This is a genomic window from Pseudoalteromonas sp. NJ631, from assembly GCF_000276645.1.
In the GTDB taxonomy this organism is placed as follows: Bacteria; Pseudomonadota; Gammaproteobacteria; order Enterobacterales; family Alteromonadaceae; genus Pseudoalteromonas; species Pseudoalteromonas piscicida.
Map to the genome: position 1 here is coordinate 79,354 of NZ_AKXJ01000012.1, position 23,934 is coordinate 103,287.

Sequence of the window (23,934 nt, forward strand, 5' to 3'; positions counted from 1 at the left end):
GGATAGAGTGGTCGTTCAAGGATGCTATAAAACACTTTATCTTAATGGCTGCAGACTATAGATTTGAGTCTTACTTAAGTTAGGGAAATCCTTCCGCTGCTTATAGTTAGCATATAGATTGGAAAATATGGTAGTTTTGGATAGTTTATCTAGGCTTGCAATAAATAAACGTCCACTGTTTCTGTCTCCCGATATTACACTGCCTTTACAGCACTGCTGAAATGAGGAAATAAGCGTTCTGATAGTATTCTTATTGTCCATATCCTGTAGTGCAATTTCTGCTTCTATAAAGAATGCAACCCCACTCCAATAGACTCTTTGCTGCGCGTTTAATGACCACATATGTTCGCTCACTCTTTTAAGTGCCCCTTTATTCATTAGTGTATTTTTTGCGCCTCGGCTGAGCCCTGAGATTAATCTTGTACGAAACTCTCCAACATTAAAAATATCGTTCTCTAGCATAATGACATTTTGTAAATAGGTAGCAAGTCCTTCTGCAAGCCAGAAATCTGAGTGGTCAAGCAAAGGATGATAAAGGTGAGCAATTTCATGGTACAAGGTCCAATCTTTAATCAGCACTCGGCTTGAGGTAAATCGTTTGATTTGGAGTAGAATAGCATCGGGTTTGCCACGCTGAACCGTGCCCCATGGCACTGGCTCAGATGCGAATAAGCTCGGTTCAATAATAAATGGAAGTGTTTGCTGTTGCAGTGCTCCCAAGGAAGACTCTGTTGTTTCAACACCGCGCTTTAGCCAAGTTTCTACATGTTGTCTATCACTGCTACTTATCCAGCCCTTATATTCGATTTCAATTTCGGTTGCCTGTGTAGCGACAATTAAATTGAACGACAGTATTAGCATTAATAATTTCATTATTTTCTCTACAAGGGTTACTTCGTAAATAGACCTGAGAACGCATCATTTCATTCTTGATATTGAGATTATCTCAACTGACCTCGTTGGATGATTATGTAAAACTGAATAAAACAACGTTAAAAGGAAATAAGATGAAAGTCACCGCACTTAGTTTATTGTTATTGAGTCCTGTTGCTTTGGCAAACCCACTTTTAGGTACTTGGGAGTTTGTTGAGGGAAAATATGCCACCACAGATGGCATTGTATCAGCGAAAGCGCCGAGCTTGACGTCGATAAAGTTAATTACTGAGGCTCACCACAGCTACATTACGCAAAGCGAAGGAAAGTTTAAATACGCTGGTGGGGGGAGTTACAAAATAGAGGGAGATAGATTTATCGAAACCTATGAATATGGAAATGTTACTACTTTACTCGGTCGAACGATGTCATTCAGCTACAAGATTGATGGTAATTTATGGCATCATGAACTGTATGAAGATGGTAAGTTTGTCGAGAAGGAAGTATGGAAAAAAGTTCAGTGATCCCAAAGAAGATGCGTTATATCAGTCACGCATCTTCTCAGCTTCAAATCCAATATACCGAAACACCAGCATTGAGTGCAAAGCAAGTGCTAATCAAAGTGCATGCATTTGGGGTTAATAGAGCAGACATTTTGCAAAAACAGGGGAAATATCCTGCGCCAGAAGGCGATAGTGAGATTTTGGGTCTGGAAGTGTCTGGAACGATAGTTCAAGTAGCGTCTCCTGAGCTTGAACATTTACTTGGTGATCAAGTGTTCTGTTTAACCTCTGGCGGTGGCTATGCTGAGTACGTGGTTGCACAAAGTGAATTACTCATGCCGTTAACCGAAGGCTTGTCGTTGAGCTATGCGGCAGGCTTAGCTGAAGTATATCTTACGGCCTATGATGCGATTGTACGAACAGGGCAGCTAAATTCTAATGGGATTTTACTATGCCATGGTGGAGCTTCGGGTGTTGGCAGTGCTGCCATAAGGATTGCAAAAAGGCTTGGTGCAACGGTCATTACTACCCAAAGTAGCAAGGAAAAGGCCGAGTACGCAAAGTGTCTGGGTGCAGATCACACGATTAATTATTTAGACTGTGATTTTGCTGAAGAAATGAAAAAACTTGGTTTGAAAGCAAATGTCATTCTTGATCCAGTTGGCGGTGAATACCTCAGAGCGAACCTAAGAGTTGCAGCAATGGATTGTCACTGTGTGATGCTCGCAATGCTAGGCGGAAGATATACAGAGCTAGACTTTGCCAAGTTACTCGCGAAAAGATTTAACTTGCATGGAAGTACGTTAAGAAATCGCTCCTTGAGCTATAAAAGGGGATTAGTGAAAGATTTTCTGAATGAGTTTGGCTCGGACCTGTCGGATCAGACGATGAAGATATCAATATATAAGGAGTTATATTGGGATGAAATTGAGCAAGCCCACGATATTCTCGAACACAACCAGAATCTCGGGAAGGTGATAGTTAGAGTTAGTTGACTGTTTATTTATACAGTTGTTATGCTATCACTCTTAGTGATTAGAGGAGTGATTATTTTGACGTTCAAAATTGAAGAGAAAGTACCTTGCCCAGAGGAATATTGTGATTTGCGAATAGCCGCTGGATTATCTGCAAAATCTCTAGAAGCAGCCACAAGGGGACTACCTAACTCATTATATGGGGTTGCAATTCGACATAACGAACAACTTGTGGCAATGGGCCGGGTGGTTGGAGACGGAGGTTGCAATTTTGAAATTGTCGATGTTGCCGTCAATCCGCTTTATCAAGGGCAGGGATTAGGGCGTACAGTAATGGAATATATTGATGGTTACTTAGCATCAAATGTTTTGCCGGGCTCATATGTTTCAATGATTGCCGACGAGCCTGCTTTTTATGAAAAACTGGGTTACCGCCTTGTATCTCCAGCGAGTCAAGGAATGACAAAGAAGTTTGCAGTAGACCCCATTAAAAGCTCTAACATTTGAATTCTCAACTTTTTTCTTGGCTGATAAGTAATAGCGAGGGGCGTTACTTCTAGCTATAGACAGCTTTTGAAGAGTTACAACTGAGTGGATCCGAATTATCGACTTTTGGCGCGGGTTATAGAGAGTAGGTAGTGCTTTTTCTTCTTGGATTTAACTAGATAGTAAATATTGGGAGTGGTACAACCGAGTGGATCCGAATTATCGACCCTTGGCGCGGGTTATAGAGAGTAGGTAATGCTTTTTCTTTTTGGATTTAACTAGATAGTAAATATTGTGGAGTGGTACAACTGAGTGGATCCGAATTATCGACTCTTGGCGCGGGTTATAGAGAGTAGGTAGTGCTTTTTCTTTATTTGAATTAGATCTAAGGTTGGTACAACCGAGTGGATTCGAACCACCGACCCCTACCATGTCAAGGTAGTGCTCTAACCAACTGAGCTACGGTTGTATTATAAGATTTGGTACGACCGAGTGGATTCGAACCACCGACCCCTACCATGTCAAGGTAGTGCTCTAACCAACTGAGCTACGGTCGTACAATAACATTTTCTTATTAATTGTTTTCAGGTCTGTGCCTGTCAACGCGTTGTAATATATAGTGACTCAGCTAACGGATCAAGCGGCTTTCAGTAATTTTTTGATTGTTTGCCTTTTTTTTGTTCATACTGGAGGGATTTCACACAGCTCGTAAAATTTTTGCCACCATTTTACGTGTGCTTTCGCAGAATCTTTAAGGTTATCCAAGTGTTGTTGAAGCGTGAGCGGATCGGCAAGGTTATTATTTTGATACAATAGGTGGATAGGTTGCCAGGCTGTGATCAACTCTTCCATAGAAAGAGAGAGCATCGCCTGATAAGGCTGAAGAACGGATAAATAATATTTGTTGAAGATATTGTTTATGATCTGTGCCTGCTTTTTATTTTCGCCACTTTTGCAAATGTCATCTCTTAGCCTAAGTTTTTGTAATTGGCTTGTAGTCGCATTATTCAGTTGAGTCTGTTTACGAACGCTCGTCACTAAAGTTGAGATAAATCGCTGAGAAAGCACCTTTAAAGCGGGTGTGAGTGTGACTGGGTTGAGATTTTCTGGCGTATCCATGTTTATTGCCAGCTCTGTGAGCTCGTTAACTGCCTCTAGCATGTTGCTGTGGGCTGCTGGCAGCTCTAGTGGTACTTCTTCAGCGATTAACAAACTCAAACTTGCCAATTCTCTTTCAAATGTCATCATATGAAGAAAGTAACGTGAAAGCTGCTGCTTCTTTTCCTGTGCGGCTTGAGTTAATGTTTGTTTCAGCTCATCGCTCGTTTTTGGGTGTTCGATGCAGTGAGGCGCTTGCTGAATAAATAAGATGGTGTATTTCAAGCGCTCGCTTGGGTAACTTACTTTCCCTAATTGATTATTGTGCGCAGCGATGAGATTTGTGACTTTGCAGTGTCCAGCGGTCGCGATGTCTAACATAGAGATAGTTAGCTCACTTGTCGGCAATGGCACTTTTTGAACCTCCGGATTGTAAAGTAGTGCTGGGAGTACCACCTCTATGTCAGTGGCGCTCGCCAAACGTTGTTGATATTCAACAGCAATATCGCTCGGCTGCTTGCTGCAGCCGGCCAAAGTAAAAAGTAATAGCGTACTAGCTATTCGCTTGATTAATCTCAAATTTCACCCGTTTGTTTACGCATGTCACCAATAATACTGCCGCCGTACTCAAGCCAATAATAATACCAATCCAAAAGCCTTGAGGACCCATTGCAGGCGTTATTAAATCGGTCTTTGCTAATACATAGCCTAATGAAAACCCAATTAGCCAATATGATACAAAGGTAACCCAAGATATTGGTTTAGTATATTTGAGCCCCCTTAACACACCATTTGCTGAGACTTGTAATGCATCGGGTAATTGATATAAACAAGCCAGCACCATAATGCTGGTTGCAAGAGCGGCTACTTCAGTATTGTTTGTATAGAGCCAAACAATCTGATCTCTTCCTATATACGTAATGAGTGCTACAAATAGTGCAATTAAGGTGGCCAAAAGAAACGCGGTATTCACTGAAAGTTTAAGTTGGTCTAAGGCTCCTTGTCCAGTTAGGTTGCCGATCCGTATTGCAATAGCCATCGACAAACTCAATGGCATCATAAACAGCATAGTAGTGACGCTGGCAGCAATTTGGTGACCAGATACGGAAATAGGACCTAGATCTGCAATAAATAAAGGAATACAAGCAAATAGCGTAACTTCAAAGAAGGTTGCCAATGCAATTGGAAAGCCAAGTGCAGCAACATATTTCATCATAGATAGACTTGGCTTGGTAAAACCGCTGATGAGGGCCTTTCCATCTATGTGTTTACTCTTCAAGCTATACACCCACTGTGCAATTGCCATTGACCAAAGTACGATAGATGTAGCTAGGCCACAGCCCGCACTACCAAGCGCTGGCACGCCAAATTTACCATAGATGAAAATATAGTTAGCAACGACATTGATACAAAGACCAACAATACTGATGTAAAAAGCAGGCTTTGTTTGGCCAACCCCTTCGGTGACATTGCGGTATACCGTAAAGATCAAAAAGCCCAATAGACCCCATTTTACAAAATCAATATAGCCTTGAGCGAGGGTCTGAACATTCTCACTTGCCCCGATATTTGAAAAAACCATAGAAGTAAAGTTCGCTAAAACCAAACCAACGGTAAAAAGCGCTAAAGCAAGATACAAGCTTTGCTGGAAAAATCGTTTGATCCCTGCAGTGTCATTAGCACCATGGCAATGCGCAACAATACTCGTAAGTGCAAGTAAGATCCCTTGTAAACTAAAAATCAAAGGGTTCCAAACACCCGTAGCAATAGAAAGAGCAGCTAAGTCCTCAGCACTGACTTGACCTGCCATCATCGTATCAACGACGGTCATTAAGACTAACGTAACTTGAGCGAGAAAAACGGGGATCGCAAGTTGAAGCAAGCGTCTGGCTTCCCAAGTTGAAAAATTCATGGTGAGATACTACTTAAGGCGTAAAAGCGTTAGTTTATTTTAGTGCTTTGTTTTTAGCAAAATTTTGCGGCTAGCAGTCGCAACTATTTTTATCTAGTTGGATATTCTATACAAATTAAGTACATCTCTTAGTGCGATTTCGCTACAATCTCAAGGATAAATTAAGAGGGTAGATATGTTTACAGGAATTGTTCAAACAAAAGCGACGGTGGTGTCGGCGAAGCAGGTCGATAATATTTTAAAATTAGTTATTTCTGTTGGTGCTGAATACCTCGATAAGCTGACCTTGGGTGCGAGCATTGCAATTAATGGATGCTGCCTAACGGTGGTGCACTTCGAACAGCCAGAAAATGATGTGGTAGGGCAAGTTTGCTTTGATGTGATTGATGAAACATTGAGACTCACTAATCTAGGTGAAGTACAAAGAGGGTCGCAAGTTAACTTTGAGCGCTCGATGACATTTGGTACAGAACTCGGCGGTCATATAATTTCAGGCCATATTCAAACAAGCGCGAAGATCAGTGAAATACATCGCAACGAAGGCAACTGTAGGATGCATATAGCCTTGCCAGAAGCGTGGCATAAGTATGTTATGTACAAAGGCTTTATCGCGGTAAACGGTGCGAGTCTGACAGTGGGGGAGCTTGATCATAGCGGATTTTGGTTACACCTAATACCTGAAACGCTGGCACTTACGAATTTAGGTACGATGTGTGTGGGAGATACTGTAAATATAGAGGTTGACCAACAAACCTACACGATTATTAATACCGTGGAAAACTACATGAAGAAGCAAACTTTATTGAAGCACAGCTAGTACTTTGCCCGAGTAATCCCCTTTACGTCTATCTTGAGATACAAAAAGTACAGGCTGAGGTTGCGCCAACATTATAAGCAGCTCGCAAATGAGCTGCCCTTTATCCATAGTAGTTCTGCTTTGGTTAAAATACTTGTTCGTCGTCGCTATCAACCCTAAGCTCAAGCTTATTGTGCAGTTGGTCTAAGTGCATATTTAGGTGTATTGGATTGCAACAAGCAGCACAGTCTTCGTAATAGTCCTGATCGCCTTCACTTGTATCGAGATTGACAAAAATATGATGTCCACAATGAGGACATTCAATACGTTGTTGATATAGGTTTTTCATTGGCCCTCCACCTGAATTGGCCAAACTAAATACCCTTTAACTATAGCGCATTGTGACGAAAATATGGCAGTTATTTGAGCAGGGCTTGCACTTGTTCAGCCGCGTCCCGTATGTACTTGCCAGCAAACAAGTTTGCTTGCACTAAAAGAGGATATAAGCGATAAATGTCTAATCGCTCAGGTGCATTTTCTGCGAGTGGATAGATAGACTCGTAACCACGATAGAAGTCATCTGGTAGCGGAGCGAATAACGAAGCCATCGCAATATCAACTTCTCTATCACCATAATAGCAAGCTGGGGAAAATAGCACGGGTTTTTGATGGCTAAAGCCAATGTTACCATGCCAAAAATTACCGTGAACCAGAGACGGTTGAACTTGGTGCGGAAGGAGTGGCTTAAGCTGCTCCACAAATGTGTCAATATCAGTGAGGATAATCCCTTTTTCAGCAAGCAGTTGCAGTTGCCAACCAATTCTTTCCTCAGCAAAAAAAACTTCCCATTTTTTGTGCCATTGATTTGGTTGCGGCAGCTCATGAATATAATTATCTTCTTCTAGGCCGTACATTTCCTGTTCATGACGTTGGTGCATTTTAGCAAGGCTTTGGCCGCACTCAAGCCAGTTTTCATTGCGATGATCAAGTTCTAACCATTCCAGCACAATAAAGCAGAACTCAACACTCGTACCTAGGGTAATTGTATCAGCCACGAGGAAATCAGAGTCGCGAATGAGCTTTTCACGATTAGATGCTTCACATTCAAATCGCTCTAAAGCCTGAATAGGAGCTACTTTGACCAAAAATTGATGGGTATCGTCTGCAATCTTATAAAGTTTTTTAGACCCATAACTTTTTAAGGTTTGTTTTGAAGTAAACTCAAAAGCGTCATGGAGAGATTCTGAGATTTGTTGGTTGACTTTGTTCCACATAAGTTAGATCCAACATATTCACTTACTCTAAAATATGGTTGAAATTCTCAAGATCACAAATACTTGAGGCCTTTTTCTAAAAAAAATAAAATATCGCGTCTGTCATTTTATCCAAGGGAAGTACATTGAATAAAAATATCATCACCAATTTACTCGCGGTACTGCTAACAGGTACTGGCTTCGCACTAGAAAACGACGTGATGTTTTCGGTTGGATTGTTTGCATTATCTGGTGCACTGACGAATTGGTTAGCGGTACATATGTTATTTGAGAAAGTGCCTTTCCTCTATGGTTCAGGGATTATTACGCTTAAGTTCGAATCGTTTAAAGCGTCGATTCGAGAGCTCATATTGAGCGAGTTCTTTAGTAGAGAAAAACTAGAAAAATTTCTCGGCAAGGAGCATCCAAAGTTTGACTTGGCGCCAATAGCCAATAAAGTCGATTTAAATCCAGCGTTTGACCGTTTGTTAAGTGTCATTGAAGCGTCGCAATTTGGTGCGATGCTGCAGATGTTTGGTGGGACTGAAGCTGTACAACCGCTGCGGGAGCCATTTATTGAGAAAATGCGATTAGCAATAGTTGAGCTCGGTGAACAGCCTGAGTTTGATGCTGCAATTAGTGAGTCGCTCAGTAACGGTCTACTCGGTGATGATTTACATCAAACCATTGAAAAAGCGGTGGATGATCGACTCAATGAACTAACGCCGAAAATGGTAAAGGAGATTGTACAAAACATGATTAAGACTCACTTGGGTTGGTTAGTTGTGTGGGGAGGCGTCTTTGGGGGCCTATTTGGGTTATTGGCTACAGTTGTGTAGCTAAGCTGAGAAAAAGGCGCAGTCAGGGATTGCTACGCCTTGCCTTTTTGTTTACAAACATGTCGACATGACTACTTAGACCCTGAGACAAAAATGGTCTTTTTATCAAGTTTAGCGATGTCTTTAATACTGGTTTCTACATTACTGTCTACACCAAGGAAGTCCGCAGCCTTATTAAATCCGTAGGTTGCTGCAAATTTGCCGACTGGCATATCATTACAGTGTAGTTTTTCTTCTACAACACGTCTTTTTAGGTGGTGCTCTTTAATGGTGTGGAACAAGTGAATCTTATTGTCTTTGACTACCGACATACAAACTTTAGTCGCTTTACTATTATCCGCAGCAACAAAGTCTGCCGCAGATGCGGTACCTGCGATCAGAAGCGAGGTTGCACATACTAAATTGAACAGTTTCATGGTTAGCTCCTTGGCTATCTCTAGGACACGTTCTTAGTATTACTAAAGTTGCCGCAGAATGCTGTAAATCAAGTAATTCCGAATGTAATAGAGTATGTCAAATGTGTGCAGGCTTTCTATCTATCTGTAAAGTAATAAATTATTTTGTTTCTAAAGATACAAATAGCAAAAACTTTTTTCACGATAAAATACCATTATCGATAATTTAACACTTCATTTTTAGATTTACTTCCTCTTTGTTACTTGTGTCACTTGATGTGTCAAAACGTGTCAATATTGACGCTAATTTACATTCAGTTATAGCAACTAAGGCTTTTCTAAATTACTCACTGATGACAACATGCGTTATAATGTCCGGACGTTCGTCGTAATTACTTGTCACTAAAACTCATAATTGCGTAAAGTGCGATGGCATGAGTTAAAGTCACAAAAAAACAATAGAGATGACAAAAATGTATAAATTTGCTCCCTCCATAGTCGTAGCTGGCATTGCCGCAGCTTTGATGGGCTGTCAGGATAACGGCCCACAAAAAGAAAAAGTTACCATAGAGAAAAACCCGTACCCAAGTACTTACAAGCCTGTACCTTCTCAATCAACCCTAATCACTAATGCTACCGTTCTTACCGGAACGGGTGAAAAGATAGAACAAGGTGATGTATTTATTGTTGATGGTAAAATCAAGCAAGTTGGTAAAGACCTATCTGTCACGGCAGATATTACCATTGATGCTGAAGGTAAATGGGTAACACCTGGCATTATCGATGTACATTCTCATTTAGGGGCTTACCCCAGCCCAAGTGTAGAATCGCACAGCGATGGCAATGAAATGATTAACCCTAATACTTCTCAGGTATGGGTAGAGCATTCTGTATGGCCGCAAGATCCGGGCTTTAACCGAGCTAGAGAAGGTGGGATCACCACGCTACAAATCTTACCTGGCTCTGCAAACCTATTTGGTGGTCGTGGTGTTACCTTAAAGAATGTACCGGCACCAACAATGCAAGCAATGAAATTCCCAGAAGCGCCATATGGGTTAAAAATGGCATGTGGTGAGAATCCAAAGCGTGTATATGGCTCCAAAGGTGTCGCCCCTTATACTCGTATGGGTAACATGGCAGGATACCGTGAAGCTTGGATTGAAGCTGGTGAATATAAGCGCGCGTGGGAACAGTACGAAGCCGAGTATGCTGCTGGATTGAATCCGGATGCCCCAAAACGTGATATCAAGTTCGATACGCTTCGTGGTGTGCTAGATGGTGAAATCTTGATCCATAACCATTGTTACAAAGCGGAAGAAATGGCAATGATGATCGACTTGTCTAAAGAGTTTGGTTATCACGCAGGTACGTTCCACCACGGAATTGAAGCATACAAGATTGCAGATCTATTAGGTGAAAACGGTAACTGTGCTGCGCTTTGGCCAGATTGGTGGGGCTTTAAGATGGAAGCCTATGATATGGTTCAGGAAAACGTTGCAATTGTTGATGCAGTGAAAAACTCATGTGCAATTGTTCACTCGGATTCAGATACCACAATCCAACGCTTGAATCATGAAGCCGCAAAAGTGATGAACACGGCTAACCAGTCTGGCTTTAACATTAACGAGCAGCATGCAATTAAGTGGATCACCTCGAACGCTGCTAAGTCGTTAGGCATTCAAGATAAAACTGGATCGCTAGAGCAAGGCAAACAAGCCGATGTAGTAATTTGGAACACCAACCCGTTCAGCGTTTACTCTCGTGCAGAGCAGGTCTTTGTAGATGGTGGAAAAGTCTATGATCGTCACGATGAAAAATATCAAGCGGTTAGTGATTTTATGTTAGGTCAAAAGTAAGGAGTTGATGAGATGAAAGCCATGAAATTAACCATGATCACTAGCGCATTGCTAGCTCACTCTGTTGCTTTTGCCAATGTTACTGCAATTACTAATGCAACGATCCATACCGCGACAGATGCTGGCGTGCTTGAAGGCGCGACCTTAGTTATCGAGAACGGTAAAATAAAAGCGATTAACCCAGATAACGTCACTGCTGATGTAACGATTGACGCCAGCGGTAAGGTTGTCACTCCAGGCTTTATCGGCTCAATGAACCAACTTGGTTTAGTTGAAGTTGGTGCTGTTGCTGCTTCTCGTGATGCTGGTGATGACGATGCCGGCGTAGACTTTGACGCAAGCACCGCATTTAATCCACGTAGTAGCTTAATTGCCTATGCAAGAAAAGGCGGTGTAACGCAAAACTTTGTCGCACCTTGGGGTGGTAAAAGTGAGTTTGCAGGGCTTGGTTTTGTTGTTGACTTATCTGGTGAATTTAACAGTGTGACCGACAAGCAAACAGCTTTAATTATTCACCTGGGTGCCAAAAGCAAAGGGTCTCGTGCAAAAGCGTTAGATAACGTTGTTAAAAAGCTTGAAGCACAGCAAGAAAAGCTTGCTAAGAAAGACAAAAAAGACGAGGGAAAACCGAGTTCAGAAGAACAAGTGTTAACTCAAGTGCTTGCGGGTGATATGCCTGTGATTGCGACGCTTTCAAGAGCGTCGGATATTCTTGAAGCGATTAAGCTAAAAGAAAAGTTTGGTTTAGATCTGATTATTCAGGGTGCAGATGATGCGGTAGTGGTCGCTGAGCAATTAGCTGAGGCGAAAGTACCTGTTATTTTGAGTGCGGTATCAAACCTACCAGCTAGCTTTGACTCAATGCATGCAAGTCTAGATAACGCAGGTAAGCTTGAAAAAGCGGGTGTCAATGTCATCCTGTCAATTGGTGGTGACGGTAGTCATAACGTCTACCAGCTACGCTTTGATGCGGGTATTGCTGTAGCAAATGGCATGAGTCATGAAGGTGCACTTAAGGCGGTTACCGCCAACCCTGCGAAAGCACTGGGCATTGATGGCGGTGTGATTGAAGCTGGTAAACGTGCAGATATCGTAATGTGGAGTGCAGATCCTTTCGAATTCAGCACCACAATCGATAAAATCTGGATCAATGGTGAGGAAGTGTCTACTGAATCACGCCACGATAAACTAAGAGACAGATATACGACAGATTCTGATATGCCAAGAGCGTATACGAAGTAATGTTTTTAAATTAGGGCCTCATTTGAGGCCTTTTTTAATTCGGTTGTCCCGTCCTAAATAACCTGAGATTTGGGTAAGGAATGAGCTAACTAATTGTTCTTAAAATTAATTAAATTATTTCCTTATCTAGCCAGAGAGTTTTAGGGATAACTTCGCTCTCGCGTCCTGCTACCGCCCAGGTACCTACATCCTAGTAGGCAAGACGAATTTACGCACCAATAGCAGGCTATTGGAAGTGAATTCAACGCAGTTAGCGCTAAAACTGGCTGCTAGAAAGGCATTAATTATCCGAAGTTCAGGTTAAATACACTTGGCAGGTTTTGGCAATCCTGCTATTTTTGTTGCTTGTTTGGCTGGGCCTTTTGGAAATAACTTATATAAGTAGATGCTATTACCTTTATCTTCGCCTAGTGCTTTAGCCATTGCCTTTACCAGCATGCGGATAGCAGGGCTGGTGTTGTATTCGAGATAAAAATTTCTCACAAACTCAATGACTTCCCAATGTGCTTCTGAAAGCTCAATGTTTTCTTCCGCGGCTAGAAGTGGTGCTAAATCTTTAGTCCATTGAGTATGATCTAGCAAATAGCCTTGTTTATCTGTCTCGATAGTTTGGTTGTTAAATTCTAGCATGATGATTACCAAGTAATTGAATTGTTCATAGTAATGGTCAGCTCAACCCAATCTTTGTCAGAAATAAGCTTTACTCCGGCTTCTGGCGCAATGCCTCTGGCACTTGCGCAGGTTTGCAGCATCACTACATTTGCATCCCCAGCTGAGATACGTGTTTGACCAAAGCAGCCATCATTACATAATAAAATAGTGTCGTGATGGGATACAAACTGCAGCTGATCGCATGCTTCAATACTAGAAATAATATGTAGCGTACTCATAGTGTCACCACAAAGTCATGTTGTTTGATTAACGCAAGGATTTCATGTTGATTTTTAACTTTAGTATCAACTGCAAGGGAGTGTGCCGATATGTTAAACTCATCCATTGCTGACTGACAGGCATAAACCCGCTCGACATCATAAATTTCCAGAGTTTTTAATTGTTTAAACATGTCCTTTAAACCCAGTAGTGGAGCATTGAGGGTTTTTTGGAGCGATAGCACAGCAGAACCGGTAAAAAGCCAACTTACTTGTTGATCAATCGCTGCATAGATTAGTGCGACATCGAGCGCTTCTTTCAGACTATTTTGGTCAAATGGACTGGTTTGCGAAATAATTAACACGTTTTTACTCATTTAAACTGCATCCACTTATCAGACTTACTCGAGATCATGGCAAACTCCGCAAGGCCTGCAACGGTGAAAGGGCTAACGTCTTCGATGCTAACGCCGCGCTTTTCCGCAGCGGTGACACACAGCAACAGGGGGATCCCTTTATCTTTGATGCGTTGCCAAATCGCGTTGACTTGCAATTCGTCGGAAGCGTGTACGATCTTTTGACTGGCGTGATAGACACCATCTTGATATAGAAAGATGCACGCGATTTGATGGTCACTTTTAATAGCGGCATCGACATACCGTTCTAGTAAAGTTAACTTTGACTGTGCAGCTACGCCAAAGTGAACTGATATGGCTATTTGACTCAAATTTTACTCATAAAAAAAGCCCCGTAATGGGGCTTATTTTATCAGAAATTCTGAGTTAGTCATCCGACGCGCCTAAAAGGGCAAGGATACTGGTAAATAAGTTATAAATACTTAAATACAAGCTCACAGTTGCAAGCACATAGTTTGTCTCGCCGCCGTTGATGATGCGGCTTGTATCATAAAGGATAAAGCCAGACATTAATAACACGACTGCCGCGTTAATTGCCATAAACGCGATGCTAGATCCAATAAACAAGTTTACTAGGCTTGAGATAATAACCACGATTAAACCAACCGTTAAAAAGCCACCCATAAATGAGAAGTCTTTTTTCGTCGTTAGTGCATAAGCTGATAAGCCGAAGAAAATTAACGCTGTTGTGCCAAGTGCTTGTGCTATCAACATGCCACCATTTGGTAGTGCAGCATAGTGATTAAGCATAGGCCCAAGGCCGAAACCTAAAATACCAGTAAATAAGAATACAAGACCGATAGCAGAAGATGAGTTTGCTTTTTTACCGATAACAAATAGCAAACCAAATGCAACTAATGAACAAACAATACCGGTAAACGCTGGTAATGCCATTGTCATTGAAATTGCTGCTGTTACTGCACTGAACGCTAATGTCATTGCCAATAGGAAGTAAGTGTTTTTCAACACTTTGTTTGTTTCCATTGTCGACATGACAGGTTTTGCAGTGTTGTATGAATGATTGAATGCCATGATTCAAGCTCCTTAATAAAACATGCTGATCCCAAAAATAACTGAGATAAGAGTATCAATTGTTATATGTTGGGGCAATGATTTCTGGATCAATATCTGTCGTTAATTGGGTCTCTACGGTAATTGTTACTCAATACGTAAGACTTTGAATATTTTCAAAAGTTCGCTGAAATATCAAAAACACGCATAATTTTGGCTGGTTCTTAGACGATTGAGCCAAATTTTACGCAAACGATCAAATAATTGAAAAAAAAGCTTCACAAGCGCATGGGGATTCTCTATTATTCGCCCCGCTGCGGAGAGATGGCTGAGTGGTTGAAAGCACCGGTCTTGAAAACCGGCATACGTTAATAGCGTATCTAGGGTTCAAATCCCTATCTCTCCGCCACTTATTTTAGATTCATGCTTAAAAGCGTGGATTATAGGTTTTGGAGAGATGGCTGAGTGGTTGAAAGCACCGGTCTTGAAAACCGGCATACGTTAATAGCGTATCTAGGGTTCAAATCCCTATCTCTCCGCCACATTTAAAGCCCTCATATTTGAGGGCTTTTTTGTTTCTGATATCAGAAATCTCCCATCTTGCGATTTCACCGATATACTCTCGATAAAAATACCTATTAGACCAAAGTCGGCTAGTGCCGAGGCACTGCTTGCACAATACTCAATAGTGTTGAATGAATAATAAGTGTAGAGAGTGTTGAATATGAAACAAGTTGGCAAAGGGGTTGGGTTCTCTTTATTATCACCGTTAATTGTGGGCGGTGTGCTTGGGATTTACTACAGCTTTACACTCGGTCGCAGTGAGATGTTCTTTAACTTACTACTCAGCGCAATTTCTAACGCATACATCGTTGGTCTTGCAATGTGTCTATTCGTTGTTCCCGGATATATCCTTATGTTTAGGTACAACAAGGTGCAATATGGTGGTTTGTTAACACTAGGCTTACTTGGTGGTGCTGCATTTAGCTATCTTTTCGCTGCACAATCGGGTGTCGGTTTTATTGTTAACGCCTTAATGTCAATGCTCGCCGCGGGGCTATTCTTGTTTGGTTTACGGGCAGGTCATCGTAAAACTGAGTGATAATTAACCGAGCAGTGTCAGTTTTACAGATAATTAATACTTTTTCAGTCGAAAAGGTTTTAATTATTTCTCCGAAAGAGTACCTTTAGCTTTTGTCGTTCAATTCGTGAATTTGATGGTAATGCAAAAGCAAGACTTTTATCAGACTTTAGTTAAACAAGCTCAAGGGCTAATCAGTGGTGAACACAATGTGATTGCCAATATGGCAAACTTGAGTGCGCTTTTATTTACAACTCTTGAAGATATCAACTGGGCAGGCTTTTATCTTATGGATAGCGCTGAAGAGTTGGTTCTTGGGCCATTCCAAGGCAACCCTGCCTGCATTCGAATTCCTGTTGGTAAAGGGGTGTGTGGTACAGCCGCTGCAACTTGTGAAACGCAATTGGTTGAGGATGTTCATGCGTTTGCTGGCCACATTGCTTGCGATGCAGCATCAAATTCAGAAATTGTGATCCCTGTTTTTAAAGATAATAAAGTGATTGCCGTGCTAGACATTGACAGTCCTAGTCTGGCAAGATTTGACGAGCAGGATAAGATCGGATTAGAAGCGTTAGTTAAAGCGTTTGAGGAAACGCTTTAATGAAAGATATGCTTCAGGTACAAGATTATTTGTTTTCCTACGCCGATGTTGGTGATTGGGAAGGCGAAGAAGAAGTTGTTGCAGAACGCTTAAATGAACTTATTCATCACGCATGGGATTTGCTTCCCGAAGATTTAGACTGTGACACAATAGATAGGCTCATAGAAGGTATTTGGGAACATCTTCGTGGTGATTTAGCGCTTCTTGAAGCAGATATAGAAGAGCTAATTGACTGGGTTACACACTATATAAACTCGTCGCTCGATGAGCAGATGTAATTAATAGGTTTAAAAATGGAAACCACAAACAAGCTAAAAGACACAAATGAAGTATTAGACTTCTTATTTTCAGAATTTCCTAACTGCTTCAAGCAAAAGGAAGGGATTAAGCCATTAAAGGTAGGTATTTTCAAAGATATCGCTGAGCGTATTGAGGGTTCTGACAAAGTCAGTAAAACTCAAGTACGTCAAGCACTTCGTAAATACACTTCAAATTGGCGCTATCTCGAGGCAGTCACTAAGAACGAGTTTCGTGTAGACCTAGACGGCAATCAAGCAGAAAAGGTTGAACAAGAACACGTTGAACACGCAGAAAAAGCATTGGCCGAGAGCCGTGCAAAAATGGCTAAGCGTAAAAAGCCACAGCGTCCAAACAATCGCGATGGCGAAACAAAATCTTACAAAAAGAAACCTCACTCTAGGGATCGTCAAGACCAAAAACGCCCTAAAATGAGTAATAAACCTGCTGAAGTTAAACCAAAGCGCAGTGGTAAAGTTGAACCTTTACCGGCTGAACAGGTCAAGGTTAATAACAAAGTTAAAGTTAAACTTGGTCAAGCGCTTGTTAACGCTACTATCACTGAAGTCAAAAATGATGAAGTGCACGTAGAGCTTGTAACAGGAATGCAAGTTAAAACTAAAGCAGATAGCCTATATATCCAGTAAGGAGTTGTATATGAGTAAAAAGTTACCACTCATTTCCCTAGTCGCCGCGTTCGTATCGAGTGTTACTTTAGCCTCAACAAGCACAGTCACTATTAAGGACTTGCCGGTTCTTAAACCTGAAGCGCAACACACAACGGCTAGTAAACGAGTGACTAACCTATTTACTCGACAACACTACAAACGCTTCAGCTTTGATGACAGCTTATCGGATAAAATTTTCGATAGGTACGTAGAAGCCATCGACTTTAATAAGTCTTTGCTTCTACAGTCGGATATCGATAGTTTTCAACAATATCGTAAACAATTTGATGATGCGTTGATCTCAGGAAAGCTGGGTTTTGCTTATGATATGTTTAATCTAAGCATGAAGCGTCGCTTTGAGCGCTATGATTTTGCCATTGGCTTACTCGACAAAGAAATGAACTTTGACAAAAAAGATGAGTTCATTTTTGATAGAGAAGAGCAAAGTTATGCAACCGCGACAAGCGAACTTGACGAATATTGGCGCCAGCGCGTTAAATCTGATGCGCTGCGCTTAAAATTGACCGGCAAAAATTGGGAAGAGACCAAAGAAGTCCTTACCAAGCGCTACAAAAACGCGCAAAAACGCCTAGTCCAAACGAACAGTGAAGATGCATTTCAAGTAATCATGAATGCGTTCGCACGTAGTATTGAAGCGCACACTTCCTATCTCTCGCCACGCCGAGCTGAACAGTTCAAAATGGATATGGACTTAGAGCTGGAAGGTATTGGTGCGGTATTAAGTTACGATGAAGATTACACTGTGATCCGAAGTTTAGTTCCAGGCGGCCCTGCGGACAAAACCGAAAAGCTTAAGCCGGACGACAAAATCATCGGCGTAGCACAAGATGATAAAGAATTTGTAGATGTTATCGGCTGGCGTTTAGATGATGTGGTCGATCTCATCAAAGGCCCTAAGGGAACCAAGGTTCGACTTCAATACCTTAAAGGTACTGATAGTCACGGTACGCCCAAAGTCGTTGAAATTGTTCGTGACAAAGTAAAATTGGAAGACCGCGCAGTTAAGTCTTCTGTCTTTGAAGCCAAATATTCTGAGCTACAAAGCAAAATAGGCGTGATAGAAATCCCGAGTTTTTACAATAATCTTTCTCAAGATGTAAAAACTGAAATCGCTAAACTTAAAGAAGCCAAAGTAGATGGGGTTATCATTGACCTTCGCCAAAATGGTGGTGGCTCGCTTTATGAAGCGACCCAGCTATCCGGTTTATTCTTTGACCAAGGTCCAGTTGTTCAGATCCATACCGCTTATAACCGTGTTGAAAGTCAACAAGATAGAGATGGCATTACCTTCTACGATGGACCTTTGACCGTTTTAGTTGACCGCTACAGTGCGTCGGCATCTGAGATTTTTGCTGCCGCGATGCAGGATTATGGTCGAGCAGTGGTGATTGGTGAGCAAACCTTTGGTAAAGGCACCGTGCAACAACATCGTGGCCTCGGTAAAAACTACGATTTATTCGAAAATCCTTTGGGGAGTGTAACTTACACTATTGCGAAGTTTTACCGTATTGATGGTGGCAGTACGCAACATAAAGGCGTGATCCCTGATATCTTGCTACCGTCGGCAATCAATCCTGAGGAGTGGGGAGAGAGCCAAGAAGATAATGCACTGCCTTGGGATAGTATTGTTCGTGCAAAATATGCGAGTCTAGATAACTTGTCGCCAACTATTCAATACTTGAGTAAGCGCCATGATGAGCGAGTAAAAGCAGAGCCAGAATTCGAATATATTTATAAAGATATTGAAGAATACAAAGCGCGCAAAGATGATAAGGCGATTTCATTAGTTGAAGCCGAGCGTATCAAGGAGCGTGAAGAACGCGATGATCTGGTATTGAAACGCACTAATGAAAGGTTGAAACGTCTCGGTTTAGAGCCGGTTAAAGATTTGGATGATGCACCAGAGGTTATTTCGGAGTTAGACCCTTACCTTGAAGAGGCTGCGCTTATCACGCAGGACCTAATTTCATACGGGCGGATAGCCAAAAACGAAGTTAATAAATAATAAAAGGCGCTTCAAGCGCCTTTTATTATGCCTTTTACACTTACTTTTACTTTACAAATTTTGTTATCATCTGCCAGATTTTCTAAGCTGATACTCTTTTGAGGCTTTTTGAGAATGGTGCGTGGCTCGACCACTGGCAACCTAGCTACTCAAAACGGCTCAAAACGGTATACTGCAAATAAAATAATTATAAGCATGGGTCGTCGTGCGTAGGAGTATTCCTTTTGAAACAACAAAAACAGCCGTCATTTATTGACGCTCTTATTCCGATCACTTTGTTGGTCGCTTTGCTTGGTGCTGCGGTGTACCTCTATGGTGACAGTTCATCATCAGGTCCAAACCAAATAGCCTTGCTTTTTGCAACATTCACAGCGGCGCTCGTCGGCCTAAAAAATGGTTTTACGTGGAAGACGCTTGAAGAAGCGATGATAAAGGGGATAACTATCTCTCTTGGCGCCATTATTATTTTATTGATGGTGGGTGCCTTAATAGGTACTTGGCTGCTGTCTGGCACGGTCCCAACACTGATTTATTACGGACTACAAATTATCAATCCAAGTTGGTTTTATGCCGCGAGTTGTTTGATTTGTGGGATTGTGGCGATGAGTATAGGTAGCTCATGGACGACGGCCGCAACAATAGGTGTCGCTCTACTAGGTGTGGCGACGGGGCTTGGCTTAGATCAAGTCGTGACAGCGGGTGCAGTTATTTCAGGTGCTTATTTTGGTGATAAGTTAAGCCCATTGTCTGAAACCACAAACTTAGCGCCTGCAGTCGCTGGTAGTGATTTATTTGATCATATTCAGCATATGCTTTGGACCACTGTACCTAGCTTTGTAATCGCACTTATTATATTTATTGTCATGGGCTTTAATGCTGAAGCGTCAAGCGAGGCGGGGCGAATAGATGAAATTGTTTCGATACTTCAAACTAATTTCAACATTAACCTGTTAATGCTAGTTCCTTTACTGGTGCTGCTTGGGCTTGCTATCAAGAAGATGCCTGCTTTTCCGGCGATTTCAATCGGCGCGGTGATGGGGGCGATATGGGCTGTACTGTTCCAAGGTGATCTTATTGCAAGTCAAATTGATGCTAGCCAAGGCGAGTTAGTGGGCTATGTGAAATTGGTGTGGGCGACTTTCTTTGATGGTTTTGCGTTGCAAACAGGCGATGCAAAAATGGACGACTTGCTAAGTGGCGGTGGCATGTCATCAATGCTTACGACAACTTGGCTGGTGATGACGGCATTGATGTTTGGTGCCATTATGGAAAAAACTGGTTTACTTGATGTCTTCGTACGCAGCATTCTTAAAATTGCAAAAAGCACGGGCTCACTAATTGCCTCGACTATTGCAACTTGTATTGGTACAAATCTAGTTGCAGCGGATCAGTACATCGCGATTGTTGTCCCCGGTCGTATGTTCAAAGAAGAATATAAAAAGCGCGGTTTGAAGAGTGTAAACCTCTCTCGCACGCTGGAAGACGGTGGCACAATCACCAGTCCACTGATCCCTTGGAACACCTGTGGCGCATATATGCAAAGTGTACTACTGATCAATCCGTTTGATTATGCCATGTACGCATTCTTTAACTTGATCAATCCTGTGCTGGCGGTTATCTACGCGTATCTTGGTATCAAGATCCTAAAGATTACGCCACCAACGGTAAACGCTGAAGAACCAAATGAGAAAGCAGGGCAAGCGTAGAATAGCACATTTGCAATCTTGATGAGGCCTTTTCCAACAGGTCAAATAGAAATTAAACGCCTATCCTTAGCATTGGCGATATCAAATTTGTTTTATCACTCGCCCCTTTTTGGGGCGTTTTTGTAAGGACTATATATGACTCAAAAACCACAAGCCAAATTTCTTAAAGATTACCTTGCACCAAGCCATACCGTTGATACGCTTTGCTTGACCTTTGAGTTAAGCCCAAGAAATACCATAGTGACTGCCGTAAGTCAGTTTGTCGCTGTGAGCAATGCGACACAATTAATATTAGATGGTGTCGACTTAGAGTTAGCATCTTGTCAGGTAAATGGTGAAGAGTGGCAAAGCCTTGAAAAATCTGACTCTGAATTGATTCTTTCTAACTTGCCTGAGGCCTTTGAGCTTAAAATTGTCACTAAAATTTCGCCGCAAACAAACACTTCACTTGAAGGCTTATACCTCTCTGATGGCGCTTACTGCACGCAATGTGAAGCGGAAGGTTTTAGAAAAATCACCTACTTTATGGATAGACCTGATGTACTGACGACTTATACGGTGACGGTCATAGGTGAATCAAAGTATCGTTACTTATTATCAAATGGCAATAAAGTTGAAGAAGGGAGCTTAAGTGACGGTAGGCATTTTGCAAAATGGCACGATCCGCACAAAAAACCAAGCTACTTGTTTGCCTTGGTTGCCGGCGATTTTGACGTATTAGAAGACAATTACAGCACTAAGTCGGGTAGAGACGTGAAGTTGGCGCTATTTGTCGATAAAGGCAATTTACATAAAGCTCCTCATGCTATGACGTCACTAAAAAAGGCCATGGAGTGGGATGAGTCAAGGTTTGATTTGGAATACGATCTCGATATATACATGATTGTTGCGGTTGATTTTTTCAATATGGGGGCAATGGAAAACAAGGGACTAAATGTTTTTAATAGTGCCTGTGTGTTGGCAAGCCAAGAGACTGCGACAGACCGAGACTTTCACACCATTGAATCGATAGTTGGACATGAATACTTCCATAATTGGACTGGGAACCGGGTTACTTGTCGAGATTGGTTTCAGCTTAGTTTAAAAGAAGGCCTAACCGTATTTAGAGATCAGGAGTTTAGCAGTGATCTAGGTTCTCGAGGCCTAAACCGAATTGACGCAGTAATGGCGATGCGTACACATCAGTTTGCGGAAGATGCAGGGCCAATGGCACACCCAATAAGGCCACAGCAAGTTATTGAAATGAACAACTTCTATACCGTTACTGTTTATAATAAAGGCGCTGAAGTGATCCGTATGATGCATACCTTATTGGGGGAAGCAAACTTCCAAAAAGGGATGAAGCTCTACTTTGAGCGTCACGATGGACAAGCTGTGACGTGCGATGATTTCGTTAATGCAATGATGGATGCTTCTGGTGTTGATTTAACGCAATTTAAACTATGGTATGAGCAATTCGGCACGCCAAGAGTAAAAGTGGCTACAGAGTATGACGAACAGGCACAAACATACGCAATTACGGTGAGCCAAAGCCATGCCGATTGCGACCCTGTAAAAGCGCCACTGCATATTCCTTTTAAGCTAGAGCTTTTGGATGAGCAAGGTGAAAGCATCCCGTTGCTAACAAAGCACGGTGAAATACAACGGGCGTTAGATATTACTGAATTTGAACAGCGGTTTGAATTTGAGCAAGTTGTAAGTAAACCGGTTCCTGTATTGCTAGAAGATTTTTCAGCACCTGTGCTTATGGAGTACAGCTATTCCATTGATGAGTTACTACACATATTGCGTTTTGCGCGCAGTGATTACGCTCGCTGGGAAGCAATGCAGCAAATCTTTATGATTGAAGTTAAACGAGCGGTTACGTCAGGTGATTTCAAACTGGATCCAAAACTCCTCGGCGCGTTGTCCTCATTAGTGGAAACATTAGAAGGAGACCTTGCGCTACTGGCTGAGTTATTGACTTTACCAACGTTTGACACGCTAGCCAGTCAATTTGAAATTATCCCAGTAGACAAACTCGTTTCAATTTCCGACGCATTTGAAATGCAAATTGCGCAATCACTGCAATCGGTGTTTGAACACGCTTATTTGTCTTTGCAAGACTCAGGCTCATTAGAAGCAAAGGATGTCGCGATCAGAGCCTTTAAAAATAAAGCACTTTATTACTTAGCGAAAACAGACTCTGATAGTGTGGACAGCGCGCTAGATAATCAATTTTCTTCAAGCAATATGACCACTAAGTTGGCATCACTAAAAGCAGCTGTCGCCGCGCAGCACACAAAGATGGAAAGTTTGTTCAGTCAATTCGATAGCCAATGGCGTCACGATAGCCTAGTCATGGATAAATGGTTTGCGTTAAGTGCAAGCTTATCTAATGATGAGGTGATATCGAATATAAATACGCTTTATGCGCATCCTTGTTTTGATAAAGGCAATCCCAACCGTGTTCGCGCATTGATAGGAAGCTTCGCAAGAAGTAACCCCGCGCAATTCCATCGTACAGACGGTATGGGCTATGCGTTATTGGGAGATCTATTAGTGGAGCTAAACAGCATTAATCCACAAAATGCGTCTCGTATGATCACGCCGTTCATGTCATGGAAGCGTTATGACGAAACGCGTCAACAGCTGATGCGAGCGCAGTTAAGTCGTTTGGCTAACTTAGAAGGCTTGAGCGACGACTTATATGAGAAGGTAGAGAAGGCGCTAGCGCAGTAGATGAAAGAGTACTTCTTTTACATGGATTTGAGCTATGACAAGTGCCTCGGTTACTACTACGGGCACTATACTTCAGTGCAAGTGATTGAAGATGGGGGGAAAAGTATTCGCTTCCCCGCAGAGCGTATTCGCCCCTTTATTTCATCAATTGGGATCAGGGGCAGATTCCGTCTCATCTTGGATGATAGCAATAAGTTTCTATCGTTAGAAAAAGTCACTTAATCGAAGTAGAACTGCAAAACATATTTTATTTTTGTTAAATGAGTTTGTTATAAGCTTGAAATACGTGTTATAAATTATCTGGTAGGACG

The 23,934-nt window shown here is 41.9% G+C and carries 26 protein-coding genes and 4 tRNA genes; 17 read left to right on the forward strand and 13 right to left on the reverse strand.

Features of this window, described 5'->3' with window-relative positions; translation table 11 throughout:
* Window positions 1–36: 36 nt before the first annotated feature.
* Window positions 37–873 (reverse strand): hypothetical protein, encoded by an 837-nt coding sequence (locus A587_RS0117735; RefSeq protein ID WP_017218671.1) that lies wholly within the window; start codon window positions 871–873, stop codon window positions 37–39.
* Between the two features lie 134 nt (window positions 874–1,007).
* Here A587_RS0117735 and A587_RS0117740 point away from each other — a divergent pair, with 134 nt between their 5' ends.
* Genes A587_RS0117740 through A587_RS0117750 form a run of 3 tightly spaced genes read left to right on the forward strand, consistent with a single transcriptional unit; the run spans window position 1,008 to window position 2,857 of the window.
* Complete coding sequence (locus A587_RS0117740; protein WP_010371595.1) at window positions 1,008–1,397, forward strand: hypothetical protein; 390 nt, start codon at window positions 1,008–1,010, stop codon at window positions 1,395–1,397.
* A complete protein-coding gene (locus A587_RS0117745; RefSeq protein ID WP_017218672.1) occupies window positions 1,379–2,371 on the forward strand; it encodes an NAD(P)H-quinone oxidoreductase in 993 nt (330 codons plus the stop codon). Before A587_RS0117740 ends, A587_RS0117745 begins: the two co-directional genes overlap by 19 nt.
* Before the next feature lie 57 nt (window positions 2,372–2,428).
* On the forward strand, window positions 2,429–2,857 hold the full coding sequence (locus tag A587_RS0117750) for a GNAT family N-acetyltransferase (protein ID WP_026001046.1): 429 nt from the start codon (window positions 2,429–2,431) through the stop codon (window positions 2,855–2,857).
* Between the two features lie 371 nt (window positions 2,858–3,228).
* Here the strand turns inward: A587_RS0117750 and A587_RS0117755 are convergent.
* The 4 genes from A587_RS0117755 to A587_RS0117770 all read right to left on the reverse strand — a co-directional run bounded on the left by A587_RS0117755 (window position 3,229) and on the right by A587_RS0117770 (window position 5,846).
* Window positions 3,229–3,305 (reverse strand) — tRNA-Val (locus tag A587_RS0117755).
* 11 nt (window positions 3,306–3,316) lie between these two features.
* Window positions 3,317–3,393, reverse strand: a tRNA-Val gene (locus A587_RS0117760).
* Window positions 3,394–3,517: 124 nt separating this feature from the next.
* Window positions 3,518–4,513 carry a DUF3080 family protein gene (locus tag A587_RS0117765; RefSeq protein WP_017218674.1) on the reverse strand — a complete coding sequence of 332 codons (996 nt, stop codon included), beginning with the start codon at window positions 4,511–4,513 and terminating at the stop codon, window positions 3,518–3,520.
* A complete protein-coding gene (locus A587_RS0117770) occupies window positions 4,488–5,846 on the reverse strand; it encodes an MATE family efflux transporter (protein ID WP_017218675.1) in 1,359 nt (452 codons plus the stop codon). Before A587_RS0117770 ends, A587_RS0117765 begins: the two co-directional genes overlap by 26 nt.
* A 175-nt stretch (window positions 5,847–6,021) precedes the next feature.
* Here A587_RS0117770 and A587_RS0117775 point away from each other — a divergent pair, with 175 nt between their 5' ends.
* Entirely contained in the window at window positions 6,022–6,663 is a 642-nt protein-coding gene (locus A587_RS0117775; protein WP_017218676.1) for a riboflavin synthase, read from the forward strand.
* Between the two features lie 124 nt (window positions 6,664–6,787).
* On the opposite strand, the gene A587_RS0117785 is transcribed toward A587_RS0117775, so the two are convergent.
* On the reverse strand, window positions 6,788–6,991 hold the full coding sequence (locus tag A587_RS0117785) for a CPXCG motif-containing cysteine-rich protein (RefSeq protein WP_010604612.1): 204 nt from the start codon (window positions 6,989–6,991) through the stop codon (window positions 6,788–6,790).
* A gap of 70 nt (window positions 6,992–7,061) precedes the next feature.
* The gene (locus A587_RS0117790; protein ID WP_017218678.1) at window positions 7,062–7,916 is read right to left on the reverse strand and encodes a fructosamine kinase family protein; all 855 of its coding nucleotides are present in this window, start codon (window positions 7,914–7,916) and stop codon (window positions 7,062–7,064) included.
* 125 nt (window positions 7,917–8,041) lie between these two features.
* Between A587_RS0117790 and A587_RS0117795 the strand changes: the two genes are divergently transcribed.
* Complete coding sequence (locus A587_RS0117795; RefSeq protein ID WP_017218679.1) at window positions 8,042–8,734, forward strand: hypothetical protein; 693 nt, start codon at window positions 8,042–8,044, stop codon at window positions 8,732–8,734.
* A gap of 71 nt (window positions 8,735–8,805) precedes the next feature.
* On the opposite strand, the gene A587_RS0117800 is transcribed toward A587_RS0117795, so the two are convergent.
* Window positions 8,806–9,150: a DUF3718 domain-containing protein gene (locus A587_RS0117800; RefSeq protein WP_017218680.1), complete on the reverse strand. Its 345-nt coding sequence runs from the start codon at window positions 9,148–9,150 to the stop codon at window positions 8,806–8,808.
* A 452-nt stretch (window positions 9,151–9,602) separates the two neighbouring features.
* On the opposite strand from A587_RS0117800, the gene A587_RS0117805 reads away from it, so the two are divergent.
* A complete protein-coding gene (locus A587_RS0117805) occupies window positions 9,603–10,985 on the forward strand; it encodes an amidohydrolase (protein ID WP_010371579.1) in 1,383 nt (460 codons plus the stop codon).
* 12 nt (window positions 10,986–10,997) lie between these two features.
* A complete protein-coding gene (locus A587_RS0117810; RefSeq protein WP_017218681.1) occupies window positions 10,998–12,227 on the forward strand; it encodes an amidohydrolase family protein in 1,230 nt (409 codons plus the stop codon).
* Between the two features lie 300 nt (window positions 12,228–12,527).
* On the opposite strand, the gene A587_RS0117815 is transcribed toward A587_RS0117810, so the two are convergent.
* From A587_RS0117815 to A587_RS0117835, 5 genes are read right to left on the reverse strand one after another with little or no spacing between them, the layout of a single operon-like run.
* The gene (locus tag A587_RS0117815) at window positions 12,528–12,857 is read right to left on the reverse strand and encodes a TusE/DsrC/DsvC family sulfur relay protein (protein WP_017218682.1); all 330 of its coding nucleotides are present in this window, start codon (window positions 12,855–12,857) and stop codon (window positions 12,528–12,530) included.
* 5 nt (window positions 12,858–12,862) lie between these two features.
* Entirely contained in the window at window positions 12,863–13,117 is a 255-nt protein-coding gene (locus A587_RS0117820) for a DsrH/TusB family sulfur metabolism protein (RefSeq protein ID WP_017218683.1), read from the reverse strand.
* Window positions 13,114–13,473, reverse strand: coding sequence for a DsrE family protein (locus A587_RS0117825; RefSeq protein WP_017218684.1), 360 nt, complete (start codon window positions 13,471–13,473; stop codon window positions 13,114–13,116). The genes A587_RS0117820 and A587_RS0117825 overlap by 4 nt, the downstream gene beginning before the upstream one ends.
* The gene (gene tusD / locus A587_RS0117830) at window positions 13,470–13,823 is read right to left on the reverse strand and encodes a sulfurtransferase complex subunit TusD (RefSeq protein WP_017218685.1); all 354 of its coding nucleotides are present in this window, start codon (window positions 13,821–13,823) and stop codon (window positions 13,470–13,472) included. Before tusD ends, A587_RS0117825 begins: the two co-directional genes overlap by 4 nt.
* A gap of 55 nt (window positions 13,824–13,878) precedes the next feature.
* Window positions 13,879–14,544 (reverse strand): Bax inhibitor-1/YccA family protein, encoded by a 666-nt coding sequence (locus A587_RS0117835; protein WP_010604622.1) that lies wholly within the window; start codon window positions 14,542–14,544, stop codon window positions 13,879–13,881.
* A gap of 297 nt (window positions 14,545–14,841) precedes the next feature.
* On the opposite strand from A587_RS0117835, the gene A587_RS0117840 reads away from it, so the two are divergent.
* The 10 genes from A587_RS0117840 (at window position 14,842) to A587_RS0117890 (ending at window position 23,845) form a co-directional block, all read left to right on the forward strand.
* Window positions 14,842–14,932, forward strand: a tRNA-Ser gene (locus tag A587_RS0117840).
* 42 nt (window positions 14,933–14,974) lie between these two features.
* Window positions 14,975–15,065 (forward strand) — tRNA-Ser (locus A587_RS0117845).
* 182 nt (window positions 15,066–15,247) lie between these two features.
* Window positions 15,248–15,625 (forward strand): hypothetical protein, encoded by a 378-nt coding sequence (locus A587_RS0117850; protein ID WP_017218686.1) that lies wholly within the window; start codon window positions 15,248–15,250, stop codon window positions 15,623–15,625.
* Window positions 15,626–15,746: 121 nt separating this feature from the next.
* Window positions 15,747–16,205, forward strand: coding sequence for a GAF domain-containing protein (locus tag A587_RS0117855; protein ID WP_010371559.1), 459 nt, complete (start codon window positions 15,747–15,749; stop codon window positions 16,203–16,205).
* Window positions 16,205–16,483: a hypothetical protein gene (locus A587_RS0117860; protein WP_010371557.1), complete on the forward strand. Its 279-nt coding sequence runs from the start codon at window positions 16,205–16,207 to the stop codon at window positions 16,481–16,483. The genes A587_RS0117855 and A587_RS0117860 overlap by 1 nt, the downstream gene beginning before the upstream one ends.
* A gap of 15 nt (window positions 16,484–16,498) precedes the next feature.
* The gene (gene proQ / locus A587_RS0117865; RefSeq protein ID WP_010604625.1) at window positions 16,499–17,149 is read left to right on the forward strand and encodes an RNA chaperone ProQ; all 651 of its coding nucleotides are present in this window, start codon (window positions 16,499–16,501) and stop codon (window positions 17,147–17,149) included.
* A 10-nt stretch (window positions 17,150–17,159) separates the two neighbouring features.
* The gene (prc, locus tag A587_RS0117870; RefSeq protein ID WP_010371555.1) at window positions 17,160–19,196 is read left to right on the forward strand and encodes a carboxy terminal-processing peptidase; all 2,037 of its coding nucleotides are present in this window, start codon (window positions 17,160–17,162) and stop codon (window positions 19,194–19,196) included.
* Between the two features lie 224 nt (window positions 19,197–19,420).
* On the forward strand, window positions 19,421–20,902 hold the full coding sequence (gene nhaC / locus A587_RS0117880; RefSeq protein ID WP_010371552.1) for a Na+/H+ antiporter NhaC: 1,482 nt from the start codon (window positions 19,421–19,423) through the stop codon (window positions 20,900–20,902).
* Between the two features lie 135 nt (window positions 20,903–21,037).
* The gene (gene pepN / locus A587_RS0117885) at window positions 21,038–23,623 is read left to right on the forward strand and encodes an aminopeptidase N (RefSeq protein WP_017218689.1); all 2,586 of its coding nucleotides are present in this window, start codon (window positions 21,038–21,040) and stop codon (window positions 23,621–23,623) included.
* A complete protein-coding gene (locus tag A587_RS0117890) occupies window positions 23,624–23,845 on the forward strand; it encodes a DUF2835 domain-containing protein (RefSeq protein WP_010604628.1) in 222 nt (73 codons plus the stop codon).
* Window positions 23,846–23,934: the final 89 nt, after the last annotated feature.